At 44.7% G+C, this 13,587-nt stretch carries 10 protein-coding genes; 1 reads left to right on the top strand and 9 read right to left on the bottom strand.

The window, feature by feature from the left end:
* The 5 genes from flgM to ACETMN_RS30280 all read right to left on the bottom strand — a co-directional run bounded on the left by flgM (position 1) and on the right by ACETMN_RS30280 (position 8,251).
* Entirely contained in the window at positions 1-285 is a 285-nt protein-coding gene (flgM, locus tag ACETMN_RS30260) for a flagellar biosynthesis anti-sigma factor FlgM (RefSeq protein ID WP_047840678.1), read from the bottom strand.
* A gap of 175 nt (positions 286-460) precedes the next feature.
* Positions 461-868 (bottom strand): TIGR03826 family flagellar region protein, encoded by a 408-nt coding sequence (locus ACETMN_RS30265; protein ID WP_017691972.1) that lies wholly within the window; start codon positions 866-868, stop codon positions 461-463.
* A 220-nt stretch (positions 869-1,088) separates the two neighbouring features.
* Positions 1,089-2,402 carry a DUF6270 domain-containing protein gene (locus tag ACETMN_RS30270; RefSeq protein ID WP_091013001.1) on the bottom strand — a complete coding sequence of 438 codons (1,314 nt, stop codon included), beginning with the start codon at positions 2,400-2,402 and terminating at the stop codon, positions 1,089-1,091.
* Between the two features lie 353 nt (positions 2,403-2,755).
* Positions 2,756-7,210 carry a fibronectin type III domain-containing protein gene (locus tag ACETMN_RS30275; RefSeq protein WP_143786456.1) on the bottom strand — a complete coding sequence of 1,485 codons (4,455 nt, stop codon included), beginning with the start codon at positions 7,208-7,210 and terminating at the stop codon, positions 2,756-2,758.
* A 378-nt stretch (positions 7,211-7,588) separates the two neighbouring features.
* Entirely contained in the window at positions 7,589-8,251 is a 663-nt protein-coding gene (locus tag ACETMN_RS30280) for a ComF family protein (RefSeq protein ID WP_091012996.1), read from the bottom strand.
* Between ACETMN_RS30280 and ACETMN_RS30285 the strand changes: the two genes are divergently transcribed.
* Positions 8,252-8,542: a hypothetical protein gene (locus ACETMN_RS30285; RefSeq protein ID WP_143786455.1), complete on the top strand. Its 291-nt coding sequence runs from the start codon at positions 8,252-8,254 to the stop codon at positions 8,540-8,542.
* A 54-nt stretch (positions 8,543-8,596) separates the two neighbouring features.
* Here ACETMN_RS30285 and ACETMN_RS30290 read toward each other — a convergent pair whose 3' ends face one another.
* From ACETMN_RS30290 to ACETMN_RS30305, 4 genes are all read right to left on the bottom strand, one after another.
* Positions 8,597-10,486 (bottom strand): helicase-related protein, encoded by a 1,890-nt coding sequence (locus ACETMN_RS30290; protein ID WP_091012992.1) that lies wholly within the window; start codon positions 10,484-10,486, stop codon positions 8,597-8,599.
* Positions 10,487-10,940: 454 nt separating this feature from the next.
* Positions 10,941-11,318 carry a hypothetical protein gene (locus tag ACETMN_RS30295; RefSeq protein WP_036612497.1) on the bottom strand — a complete coding sequence of 126 codons (378 nt, stop codon included), beginning with the start codon at positions 11,316-11,318 and terminating at the stop codon, positions 10,941-10,943.
* Between the two features lie 357 nt (positions 11,319-11,675).
* Entirely contained in the window at positions 11,676-12,398 is a 723-nt protein-coding gene (locus tag ACETMN_RS30300; RefSeq protein WP_026081439.1) for a response regulator transcription factor, read from the bottom strand.
* A 7-nt stretch (positions 12,399-12,405) separates the two neighbouring features.
* The gene (locus ACETMN_RS30305; protein ID WP_074092506.1) at positions 12,406-13,566 is read right to left on the bottom strand and encodes a sensor histidine kinase; all 1,161 of its coding nucleotides are present in this window, start codon (positions 13,564-13,566) and stop codon (positions 12,406-12,408) included.
* Positions 13,567-13,587: the final 21 nt, after the last annotated feature.

The following is a 13,587-nucleotide window of genomic DNA, read 5'->3' on the forward strand; positions in this document are numbered from 1 at the left end:
CTATTCCTTATCAAAAGACTTAAAATACGGCAGCAGCTTGTCAGCAAGCTTGCTACTATCTACCTGATATGTTCCCGAACTCACCTGTTCTTTGAGTTCCTGTATACGTTGTATGCGTCCTGCATCCTGTGTACGACTTTGTTCTTCAAGCATCTTCATCGCCTCCGGAGAAATGGATACTTCGTCCTTACGGCGGCTCTTCTTGGCATCAGCCTGCTGATTGGATTCAACGTTCCTTTGATATGAATTGATTGCTCCAATTCTACTCGGTTCATTGATTTTCATTCAAAATACACTTCCTTCCATGATTAGGAGTTTATGTTGATATACGTTTTTCTTACTTTAATCTTTATGTTGTCAAAATGATTAGGATAATAAAAAAAACCGATAATCTTTAATAAGTTTATCGGTACGTTTCAAAACATTTGTTATAGCAAAACATGTATTTGAGCCCTCGCTCCTATGAATCGCGTAGTTTGTCGACAGCATTGTAGGTTCGTCCGCCTAAATTGTTGTTATCCTTCTGACCTACTTCACGAGCTGCTCCTGCCAAGTCTTTCGTTAAACGATTGCGGCAAGAGTCACACATATGACCTTCACGAATCAATGTTCCGCATACTTCACAAGGATACATCATATTCGGGGCATTCTCGATGGAAATTCGTCCCTCACGGATGAACTTAGTAATGTTTTTAATTGAAACTTCTGTTGCATCGGATAGCTCCTGTATGTTGGTGCCCTTGTTTTCGCGCAAATAATCTACACAGATCTGATATTCCTTCTCTATTTCCTTAATACAGTTTGAACATACATCTCGAAAATTCAACGCATATAATTTACCACAGCGAGGACAATTGCCTAGATTCATCGCTAAAACGCCCCTCTCAAACTTCCATTTCCGAATAGATAATAACTATACATTACCTTATTTTCTCACAGCACGTCCATAGAGTATTTACTATATATTCAATATACCTTCTCATAATGCTAGTACATGATTAAAATACCTTTCCATTCATATTTGTGCAAGTGGACAAACAAACGATTGAGGATAGATTCTGTATACAAACGTGTTACTAAGGTGCCAATCAAACAGATACAGGAGGGGAATCCAATCTTTGCTTTAATTTAGAAGCCATTATTTTATTATCAATTGCCATATGATACTGCAGCTGATTATAAATAATCCCCTGATCATCAGGAAGCAATATGCTCAAACAACTCAGCATTTGAATCCATCGTAGATCACCTTTATCTAGCGCTTCTAAATATTCCTCTACCAGATGTCCAACTGGTTGATTTAGATAACTTTGTTTTTCTTTTAACCTATTGATAAATTGCGGCTTAAAGTAATTATTTGCTTCTGACATATCAATTCCATTGATAAAATCATTTATTAATGATATCTCTACATTCTTATCTCTAAGATGATTAGATAGGTAGATACGATCTGTTTTGTGATAGAGTGTGGCTAACCATTTTCTATTTTCAATAATTTCTTCAGAAGTAAACTCTAAACTTATACTATCAAGAAGATCACAAGAAACAAACCCCCCCCTTTCTTTCCATAAAAATTCAAAATCCCTATCTGCAACTGGTCTTTCTAGTAATTGCGCGAAAATTTTTGGTCTTAGGTTGTCATAATACCTTTGTTTCGGCTTATTTAAGATGATATCTTTCATAAGTGACCAAGAACTTATATTATAGTTTTCTTCAAAATGTACGGGTGTTACATCCGATTCATAATCTTCATCTGCAATAAAGTATTTTGAAACATCTAAAACATAAGGATTATATTTTTCTATAATATAATTTTCAAGTTCAAACAGAGCCGAATTATAAATTTCATTTCCAAAAGCCAAAAGGTTAGGTGGGGTAGGATTAATTTCCTTATTACTAGTTATATAATTATTGAAACAGCTAACTCTGACTAATACGATGTTATCTCCAAATTTTCCAATCATTTTTTTCCAATATATATCTATGTATCCATACCACAAACAAGTTGGTATTTCCAAAAAATTGATGCTTTGAAATTGGTCTGGTTCATTTTTGTAAGCAGCTGTATTATAAAATGAATAATCGTAAGTAGGAAAAGTTGTGTTTCGATAAACAGCAACTGGCTGGCAAAGATCAAAAAAGTCAATTACAAGGAACTCTGCAATAGAATTCAGTAACATCGGCACTGTGTTCTTTTCAATACCGTTCCGTAAACAACGATGAGAATACTCACTATCAAAAAAAAGCAATTCCTCACGCTTTGTATTAATATCAGCAGGCGGCATCATACTAGAAACAATGTTACTTCTGCTAATGTAGTTATTAACTAATATATCAGTATCTTTATCAACATTAAAAATATTTCTACTTAAACATGAACCATGAATGTCTACTAATACCATTTGTTAGCCCCCATTGTTTATTTTGAGTGTAGGAGTATTATAACTTACATTTCATCTCTGAAGTGATTAAAATGTAGAGAAATCCACTCTTATAAACAGATATAAATGTCAAATCTCTTCTGTAGTCATCAAAATCTGACACTCTAACTCACACTCAATCGATGGTAGAAATAATGCTTCCTAGATGACATTCAAGCCTTCAAACAAACTCGGCGACCTCTCCCATTTAAACTCCGGAAAAGATCGCCGTTAAAATAAAATTCTCTTTCTCAACATTTACTTGACCGTACCAAAATCATGTATGTGCAACCCTCCCCTCTCTTCTATATACAAGTTTAAGTTAATTCGCATCTTTAGTTTAACGTTGCTCTAACACTTATTATCCCCGACCAAATGCTTGTACTGTGATTATTGAATGCTCGAACACGATATTTATGCAAACTGGACGGTAACAGGTCAGAATGAATAAATGTTGTATCACTGACCGTCGCCACAATTTGCCCATCTGCTTCAATTTCGTAGGATGAAGCTTCCCCAACCGCGTCCCACGTCAGAATAACGTTTGTTCTATCTGAAGTTCCCTTCAGCACAGGTGTAGTTAATTGAGTCATTCCCGTTATCATCTCACTCCATGCACCTGCACCGGAAGCATTTTTGGCACGAATCCGGAAGGTATGTTCCGTATTTGGGGCAAGTCCGCTCTTCGTATAAGCGACCCCACTCACGGCAACCACTGTACCATCAATCTCCAGATCATACCCTGTAGCTCCAGTTGCAGCAGTCCATCTCAGCGCGATAGCCGCTGTGGTTGCAGAGGTAATACTTAAACCTGAGACACTGGCAGGCAACGTAGTTTGGGAGAGTATTGCTGTCCAGGCACTCACATTAGTGTCGGTCAGGGCACGTATACGGTACTTATGCGCCGTTCCACCAAGTAATCCATTATGGACATATAAGAGATCACTCACAGTTGCAACCACTATGCCATCTGCTTCAATCTCATATTTTGTTGCACCCGCAACTTCATTCCATGTCAGCGTAACTGCCGTTTCGTCCGGTACAGCTTTCAGCGTTGTTGGTACACTTAATTGAGTAGAAGCGGTTACGATCTCAGTCCAGCTACCCATGCCAGCAGCATTCTTCGCACGAATACGGAAGGTATGATCTGTATTCGCTAGAAGAGCACTTTTCGTATAAGCAACTCCACTGACAGAAATTACAGCACCGTCAATTTCCATATCATAAGCGGTAGCACCTGTAACTGGGCTCCATTTCATTGAGATCGCAACAGGTGTAGCGTTATTTAACATGAAACCGTTAACTGCAGCAGGGATGGTACTTTGCGTCAGCACTGCTGTCCATGCACTTGTGTTTTCACCTTTTAAAGCGCGAATTCTATACTTGTGTGCTGTCCCGGGCAATAAACCATCGTGTATATATACTGGCTCACTAACTATGCCAACAATTGTACCATCGACCTCAACTTCATACGCGGTCATATCTTCTACATCCGACCATGATAGATTGATTGTTGTTTCTTCCGATGTTGCCTTTAATACAGGTGTATTCAAAAGAGTCATACCACTGATTAGATCACTCCAAGCACCTACTCCTGCGGCGTTCTTTGAACGAATACGGAAGGTGTGCTCAGTATTCGCAGCAAGACTACTCTTCGTATAGGCTACTCCCGTTACCGGGACAATTGTGCCATCAATTTCTAAGTCATACCCCGTTGCCCCGGTTACTGCTGTCCATTTAAGAGTGATGCCCACATTCGTAACAGAACTAATATTAAGTCCTGCAACTGAAGCAGGTATCGTACTTTGCGACAGCACAGCAGTCCAGGCACTCGTATTGGTATCCGTCAACGCACGAATGCGATATTTATGGGCTGTTCCTGGCATCAAACCATTATGTGAATATGCCGGATCACTAACTGCGGCAATCACTGCACCGTCGGCTTCAATTTCATAAGTAGTAGCGTCTACAACCGCTGCCCAAGTTAAATTAATTGCCGTTTCTTCTGATGTTGCTTTTAATACGGGTGTATTCAGTAGTGTCTTCCCACCAATCAGATCACTCCAGGCACCTACGCCTGCCGCATTCTTCGAACGAATACGGAAAGTATGGTCTGTATTTGCTGCAAGACCGCTTTTCGTATAGGCTACTCCCGTTACTGGGACAACCGTTCCGTCAATCTCTATATCATATCCCGTCGCTCCAGTTACTGCCGTCCATTTCAATGCAATGGCTACGTTCGTCGCAGAGCTAATATTCAACCCTGTAACCGAAGCCGGTATTGTACTTTGCGTCAACATCGTTGTCCATGCACTCGTATTGATATCCGTAAGAGCACGAATTCGATACTTATGCGCAGTCCCTGGTAACAGATCAACATGTTCATACGCTGGATCACTAATTGTTGCAATTACTGCACCATCGGCTTCAATCTCATAGGTAGTAGCGTCTGCAACAGCTGCCCAAGTTAGGTTAATTGCCGTTTCTTCTGATGTTGCTTTTAATACGGGTGTATTCAATAATGTTGTTCCACTAATCAGATCGCTCCAGGCACCTACTCCTGCGGCGTTCTTCGAACGGATACGGAAGGTATGGTCTGTGTTTGCTGCAAGACCGCTCTTCGTATAGGCCACTCCCGTTACTGGGACAACGATACCGTCGATTTCCAGGTCATACCCCGTCGCTCCAGTTACTGCTGTCCATTTCAAGGCAATCGCCACGTTCGTCGCAGAGCTAATATTCAACCCTGTAACCGAAGCCGGTATTGTGTTTTGCGTCAACATTGTTGTCCATGCACTTGTATTGTTTTCTGTCAAAGCACGAATACGATACTTATGTGCCGTTCCCGGCAATAGATCGCTGTGTACAAATGTTAGTTCGCTGGATGTTGTCATAACCGTACCATCGGCTTCAATCTCGTATGTAGTCGCATCTGGTACATCTGCCCAAGTCAGCTTGATACTTGTTTCTTCTGACGTCGCCTTTAATACAGGTGTATTCAGCAGTGTCGTTGTACTGAGAGGATCACTCCAATCACCCACGCCTGCCGCATTTTTCGAACGAATACGGAAGGTGTGTTCTGTATTTGCTGCAAGGCTACTCTTTGTGTAGGCTACGCCAGTAACAGGTACAACTGCACCGTCAATCTCCAGATCATACCCTGTCGCCCCTGTCACTGCTGTCCATTTCAGACCAATAGCTGCATTAGTGACAGAATTTATAGTGAGATTCGAAACAGGACCAGGGAGTGTACTTTGGGACAAAATTGCAGTCCATGCACTTGTATTGGTATCATTCAGAGCTCGTACACGATATTTATGAAGTGTCCCTGGTGATAGATCAGTGTGTGTATAAGCTGGATCTACAACAAGTCCTACGTTAACTCCATCAGCTTCCACCTCATAAGAGGTTGCCCCCTCAATTGCAGGCCATGCCAAAATCATTTCTTCTTGCGATGAAATTGCTTTAAGAACAGGCATATTTAAAAGTGTCGAAACCGTTAGCATATCAGTCCACTTACCTACACCGCCTGCATTTTTAGATCTCAATCGAAATGTGTGCTCGGTATTGGGCGTAAGAGCCGTCTTGCTGTATGTTGTACCAGAGACCGGAACAATCACCCCATCAACCTCCAGATCATATCCACTAGAACCTTTAATTGCAGGCCAACTTAAAGAGATTTTATTGAATGTATTTTCTGTAATTTTCAAACCACTTGCTGAGTCTGGCACAACAAGTTGCGTAGCCGTTCTACTCCAGTTGCTCTCATTATCTGAAGATACTGCTTTTAATGTATAGGTATGACTGGAGTTGGCCTCCAAACCAACGTGTTCGTAATTCGTTACATTACCTAGATCAATCGGGGCTTCACCATCAACCTGAAGTTGATAACCATCGGCATGATTAATTGCAGCCCACTCTATTATATTTTTCCCTTGCTCAGAGCTCGTGGAGATCACAGGTTCGTTAAGCAGTGTTTTAATAGTAAAGACACTACTCCATTCACTTTTTCCTATCGAATTTATGGCACGTATCTTGTAAGAGTAATTTTGGTTAGGAATGAGCATGGCATCATCGAAGCTGGTACCATAATAAGGACCCATTAAAATACCATCACGCTCAATTTCATATTGTACAGCTTCCTGTGCATGATCCCAACGAATATGAGTCGTGTTTTCACTGGAGTTACCCGTTATATTCGAAGGCACAGATGGTACGTTATTAATTGGTAACGGGTTTACCTCCTGTTTGGTAAAAGAAGCGGGTTCAGCTTTACGTGTATAATACGGATTAAGTTCAGAGTAAAAATCGACAACTTCTCCCGTATCTGCATTTACAACCAAACTCAACTGTCTGACATCATAATCATATACATCAATCGGCGTCAGTTGACCTAGCACATTATAGTGTGTGATCTCCCATTGTCCGACTTGGTTATAGGGTTGTCTGTACGTCATCTCGGTAGCAATTTCACGCACTTTGCTCAGATCAATTAAAAAAGCATTGTCGATCTGTCCGGCATATTTGGATGCATACGATCCAAAGCTTATGTTGGTAATATCACTTGTGAAACCCAGGATAGACTGCATTCTGGTGAACGAATATCCCGTTGATGAAATATTGTAGGATCTAGCCCAACTCAGTTTAACTGATTTTTGGTTCACCTCTAATTGGCCGTTATTGTTGGTCATTACATATTGGTAATCATTGCTTGATGAGACTATCCCGCTTACTACCGCTGCATGTGCCCGGTTCCCCCCGTACACGCCAAACTGTCCGAATACCAGCATGAATACTAGTAGACGGACAGTCCATAAGTAAAATCCATTTTTTCTTTTTCCTGCGACCACTTTTGTTCTCCCCTTCAACAGATATGTTGTGCCACTCCCTATGCTGTCACCTGTGGTGAACGGCAAAACTATCTATTCTGCGCGAGAAAACCAATCCCTCTTTTTTTACATGTAAAAATTTTCTTATTACGCTTTCATTTATAATTTCATCAAACAACTATATTTCAAACGGAATAAATGGAATTGAGACACGCATTAACGTACCAATGATTAATAAAGGAACATATTTTCCTATCTACTAGAAAGCAAAGCGTAGGTTGTGTATGCAGGGAGACTTGAAGAATATGTAAACATCAGCTCAATAGACTGATTTGCCTATTAGGATCTTGCCAGTGTTAGTGTGTAGATCTCAACCCGAATTCCCATGGTAAAACCAGTATTTAAGATAACCTGCCCACAAGCGTCCAAGGTGCTCCCTGTTGTGTATATATCATCAATCAGCAATATCTTTATGGCTCTGGCATATGACATGCCCGTTTGTGTTGGCAGATAAGATTCTCTGTATAGCTCTTCAATTAGATGCATGCCATTCGGGTTGATGGAAAAAGCGTTCTTCATCGTTTCGATACGCTCACCGCGAGATTTAAAGCTTTGTTTGGTAGTGTTGATCTGGCGCTGCAACAGATCAACGATGGGTAGGCGGAAGGCGGTGGCGAGCCCAGCAGCCAGCCGCTCCGCCTGATTGAAGCCGCGCTCGGCCAGGCGCTCGCTGCTCACCGGAACATAGGTGACCGCGTCAGGCCGCCATTGCGGCTTCGTTTGTTGAGCAAGAGTGGCGGGATGAGCCACTGGGGCTGGGGGTTCTTTTGCCAAAATTGAACTCTGTTCCTCGCTCATCGCTTGAAAGGCTTGGATCAACAGCGCGGTTAAGAGCGGCGCGTATCTTTCATGACCTCTGAATTTGTACATGCCTATCCATTCTTTCATAAGAGGGTTGTACTGTACGGCGCTGCGGTTGAGGATAAAAGAACGGTTTTGCATATGTGGACGAGCACAGTCCGGGCAGCCGACACCCCGACCACAACGCAGACAGCGGATGGAACGAATCCATGGAATCTGCTTCACACAACGTGGGCATATACCCGGATAGAGCGAGGAAAGGATCGACCGAGTGCCGCATGTCAGACAAGTCGCTCCCGGTGGGGCGAGCAGATGATGGAGGCGTTGGGTAAGGTGCTGCGCGTGATCGGTTATGTTGCTGAGCCAGTTAAACATAATGGTGTAAACCTCCAATCTGGTCTGGGGAGTCTAATGGTATGTAGGGATCTATAAGCTGTGTGTACTTTGAAATATGGATGCTAATTCATATATCTAGACAGATAACAATTATGTCTGTGATGGTGGATGCAGGTAGCCTTTGCGACGAGCGATCGTGTTCATTTTCCGAATTTGTGCAATGGCCTTCACCTGTGAACGTGTCCGACGAGATGATGCAAAAACCACTCTACCCGCCGGGTCATCCATGGAACGCCCTGCTCTACCCGCCATCTGGACCAGCGACGCTTCATCAAAAAGACCATTGTCTGCATCCAATATAAAAACATCACTGCGCGGAATGGTAACGCCACGCTCCAGAATTGTGGTGGTCACAAGCAGACGAATTGTGCGTTCACGAAAGGCTATAACTTTGCTAGCGCGATCAGGGTCCTGAGATGAAGTTCCTTCGATATAAATTCCGGGAAAGGTACGGCGCATCAAGTTCACAAAAGCCTCAATCTGGGCGATACGTGTTACAAAAACAAATATCTGGGCGTCACGCTTCAATGAAATTTGGATGTTAGTCCTCAAGGCAGAAGGAAGATTTCGTTTCTTAATACATTCAGCAACGGTAAACATCTTGACCAATCTTGGCACGGGCAAAGGATGACGGTGGAAACGTACTGGCACTTTGGCATGAGTGAGTTTTCCCTGCGCTGCTTCCCTCTGTAGCCGAGCTGGTGGTGTAGCAGACAAATAGACGAAATTGCCATCCGGTTTACAGGAAGTTGCAGCCGCGTGAGCGAGCATGGGATCGTTATGGTACGGGAAGGCATCCAGTTCATCGATGATCACGAGGTCAAACCCCTGATAAAAACGCATCAGTTGATGTGTGGTCGCGAGCGTCAGTTGAGCGTCTTTCCAACGTTCGTCACTGCCGCCGTAAAGGGTAGCGAGCGAGGTATCGGGAAAGGCTTTGGCCAGACGCGGAGCCAGTTCCAGTACAACGTCTCTGCGCGGCGTAGCGACCAGTGCTCGTCCACCACGATCCAATGTATGTTGGAGCAGTGGAAAAATCATCTCGGTCTTGCCGGCCCCGGTCACGGCCCATAGCAAGAACCGCCCCGGCCCATCCCCTGCGGGTGGCCGGGCCAAAAACGCAAGCGCCGCCGCTGCTGCCGCGCTCTGCGCTGCGCTAAGCCCCCACCGGGCGAGCCCGCCGCCGGTGGGGGCCAAGGCCGTGCCACGCGGTGCTTCGCCGCGTAGTGGCACGCCCCCTTGCGCTGCACTGCGTAGCAGCAGCGCACAGGCACGGCTGCGCCCCAGCGCGAGGCAAGCCTCGCAGTAGGCGCACGCCGCCAGGCCGCAGGCAGCGCAGGGCACGCGCTGCCTGGCTTCGCTGCCACAACGGTGGCAGCGGGGCGCGCTCCGCGCGTGTCCAAGCCACGCGTGCCGACGGCGCGTGGCAGCCCCTTCGAGGGCGGCTGTGATACTCAGCCGCCCGTGCAAGCGCGCGAGCTGCGCAGCCGCGCGCCACTCCCTTGGCGGCTGGGCGGTATCCGCCAGCAACGCCTCCGCCTCGGCAGCCAGTAATTGGCGGCCGCTGATCCGCTCAGCCAGCAGGGCCGCGTCCTGCTCCAGCTGAGCCCACTGTCCGGCGGGATACGGCTCGTGCATCCCGCCTACCTGAATGCGACGAACAGCGACACTCCCCGCTTTGCCCGCTATACCTTTTCTCGCCTCAACCTTCCCCGAGGACAGCTCATACATATCCAACTTCCGCGCAAGATAACTCTGCCATTCGCGCTCACCCCACTGATCCATACCTCGCTCCATCTCAAAATGTTCAACCAACCATGATGACTGACTTAACGGCAACGCCTTATCTAACAGCAACCAGCACAGCACATGTCGCCCACTTCCTCCCTCCAGCCACCAAGCCACATCCACTCGAATGTCGAGTGATAACACCATGCTCCACCCTTCCCCTACACGGCACACATATAAGGCAACCTTCATTTTCTCTCCTCCCCCATCGTAATTTTTCCGAACGCAAAAAAAGCACATGCCAACCCGGCTATTCGCCGGAGCATGTGCTTCATGTCCATATTCATCTTCTTACGATCAATCTACTTATCACTATACCAATTGAATCTTCACAGCACAAGGTTAGTGACACAATATGAATCCCTCATACAATTCTGCTAATAACCAGAATCTTTCTTTAAAGTTGCGAAACTTTTTCCAATCTGAATCGTCTATACTTTTAAATTAAGAGTTCTGACTTCGAAAAGTTTATTTTAGTGCTCATGAACTCACCATACCCAGACAATAACCATAGATTGCATAAAAACCCATTTTTAATTTAAAAGCAGACTTGGCTACAATTACAAAAAAAGACTACAGCTTCTGCTGTAATCTTTTCACTGTAGATCTGCGAAATGTTAATCCCATTTCCCGCTCACATGATGATTTATTGCTCTGACTCACGCAAATCAATCAGTCGAAACGTGTGATCGGTCTGTGCTACCCGTTCAATATCAGCAGGGACAGCAGGCAGATAAGATGTCTCCATGCCTTGCCTTTGCATAAGCTTTTCAATAATCGTAATCGTTTCCGCTTCTGTACGATCAGCAACAACGGTTAATCTGAAGCTCTTACCACGGTATAATAATTCCCGGCAAAGTTCTCTTACAATGCCTTCGATCCGCCCTGCCTGATTGGAAGGGATTAGCAGAATCTGCTCGAAACCTTCAGATTCCGGACGGGAAAGATGGCGCTGGTGCATGGCATGAACGGCCATTGCCGCCAGGAAGTATATGAGCAGAATCATAGTCAGATGAGCAACCATGGCAACTGCACCTCCTCGGAAGGTCATGCTCACCCATGGCGAACATCCCTGTATACAACAAGTATATGCTGTACTTCCTGAAGGGTTACACTTGCATTTCCTATCACTCATATTCCACGCTGATCGACACCGGACGAAGAAAGACAGGCCAGGTCATTCATTCACGCCTAAGCTTGAACATATGTTCCGCACAACCTTACACTTTGCTCATTTGCAGTGATAAAGTCCATTAACCCGCAGACCAATCCAACATTCTGGAAAGGGCGCGAGTGAACACCAATCTATACTTCGTCTAGGTTGAATCAACCAATGGACTGACTTACCGTAAGAATACTGCTTTACGAAAAACATAAGGTATTAGAGCGTAACCCAACCATATTTGATCGAATTGATAACAGCTTGAGTACGGTCGTCCACTTCCATCTTCTGCAGAATACTGCTGACATGGTTTTTTACTGTTTTTTCACTGATGAACAAGAATTCACCAATCATTTTGTTGCTCTTACCTTCTGCCATCAAGCGAAGTACTTCAGCCTCACGACGTGTAAGCGGGTTATTGTCACCAGCAACAAATTTAACACCCGCTTCCTTCGAAGCCCCTTCACTCATTGCCCCTGTTTCATTAAGATACGTCATACGACGCAGCTGCATGATCAGTTTGCCTGTTACTTTCGGATGTATGAACGCATGTCCTTCATGCACGGAACGAATCGCATTGATCAGAGACTCGGCCTCCATATCCTTCAGCAAGTATCCGTTAGCCCCTTTACGAAGCGTCTCAAATACATAACTTTCATCATCATGAATGGACAAGATAATGACTTTGACATCAGGGAACAGCTCACGCAATTTCTCCGTTGCTTCAACCCCGTTTTCGATTGGCATGTTGATGTCCATCAATACGATATCAGGTTTATCCTGATTGCAGAATTCGAGCACTTGAATACCATCGCCGCATTCGCCGATGACCTCAATGTCGTCCTCCATATTTAAAATGCGTTTCAGTCCCTCACGGAACAGCTGATGATCATCAGCCAAAAGAACTTTAATCGATGCTTTACCAGTATCACGGTTTTCCATCATCCTGCTACTCCTTTCCCTTATCCACGTTTGTCGGGATATGAATCACTATTTTGGTTCCTTGATTTTCTCCGGATTCAATCTCTATTCTTCCTTCTAACAGTTCAACCCGTTCTCTCATCCCAATCAGACCGAAGTGGGTATGATCCTTGCTTTTCTTCGCAAGAAGCTCCGGTTTGAACCCAAGCCCATTGTCCTGAACGACAATTTTGACGAGCTGAGCCTGGTATGTAATTTCCACTACAACATAAGTGGGATAAGCATGCTTTGCAGCATTCGACAGACCTTCCTGCACAAGGCGGTAGATCGCTGCCTCCATCGCGGAAGATAAACGGTGTTCTTTACCTCTTGTTTCAAAAAGCGACCGGATTTTTGTTTTTACCTCAAAATCCTGCACATACTTCCGAAGCGTTGGAATCAGTCCCAGATCATCCAGTGCCATAGGACGCAGATTGAAAATAACTTTTCTCATTTCTTCAAGACTGGAACGAACCTGGCCTTTCAAATCTACTATTTCGGCCTGGACCATCTTAAAATCCTGCTTAATGAGCATTCTTTCTACAATTTCCGTCCTAAGCACTAGATTGGCGAGCATCTGCGCAGGCCCGTCATGAATCTCACGAGCAATACGTTTCCGCTCTTCTTCCTGGGCCAAAATTATTTTCAAACCAATCATTTGTCGATTTTTGGCAGATTCGATGATCCGGGTCACTTGACCCAGTTCACCTGACAGGTACTCGAGTACAACACCCATCTGCGAACCGATGGTCTCGGCACGCTCCACAGAAGCTTCCACATTTTTGGCACGCTTCTGCAGATCATCCCGACGGGCCTTCAGATACATTTCCTTCTCACGATAAATCATCAGATCCAGCTGCAGCTGTGTTGCTTTCTCATACGCCTGCTTGATATCATGCTCGGAATAACGGACAAAGTCGCGGCTAACCTCGGTCAGCCGGATCCGGGAACGGCGGTAGTTCAGCTCCAATTGATCTACTTTCTCGATCGTTTCCGCCGTCTCCTTCAGTACCGACTTCAACTCCTCGTTAAGTGTTTTCAGCTCATCGCGAGTTGCGTCCATAATTTCGAACATTTGATATTTGCTGTTTTCCATGACTTGTATGGCGTTTTTAATGACGCGGTCTATGGCATCGGCTTGTAAATCCACGTTTGTTCGACTCCATTTCTA

It is taken from the genome of Paenibacillus sp. M2, assembly GCF_046713495.1.
Classification (GTDB): Bacteria; Bacillota; Bacilli; order Paenibacillales; family Paenibacillaceae; genus Paenibacillus; species Paenibacillus amylolyticus_B.